Genomic DNA, 393 nt, shown 5'->3' with positions numbered 1-393 from the left:
CAACTGATGACCAACTTGATTATTGAACTTTATAAATACCAAGCTGAAAGTGAACGTAAGCGAATCATTGAGCGTCAGCAACAAGGGATTTCCCTAGCCAAACAGCAGGGCAAATATCATGGTCGCAAACCTCAATACGCTGAAGATGATCCCCGTTTGTTACATGCCTTTAAACTTTATCAAAATGGTATGAGCGATGTGGATGTGGCTCGAAATACTGGGATTAAGCGGACAACCTTTATTCGGTATCGAAAGAAATTCAGTGTGTATAGATAAATTTCTCATTAAATAAGCAGGGCAGTGAAGAAAAAATTTAAATAGGAGTGAAATAACAGATATATGGAAATAAAACTAATAGAGGTTAGTGCATCTTGGCTTCTTCATCGATGATAC

General features: G+C 37.4%; 1 protein-coding gene. It reads left to right on the top strand.

What is annotated here, in order from left to right:
* A partial coding sequence (locus tag FD26_RS10785) for a helix-turn-helix domain-containing protein (RefSeq protein WP_156401819.1) occupies positions 1 to 276 on the top strand: 276 nt, incomplete at its 5' end.
* Positions 277 to 393: the final 117 nt, after the last annotated feature.

Origin of the sequence: Companilactobacillus crustorum JCM 15951, from assembly GCF_001434585.1 — a bacterium.
Classification (GTDB): domain Bacteria; phylum Bacillota; class Bacilli; order Lactobacillales; family Lactobacillaceae; genus Companilactobacillus; species Companilactobacillus crustorum.
The sequence above is the reverse complement of the archived record's forward strand: the minus strand, read 5'-3'. Positions and strand labels throughout refer to the sequence as shown.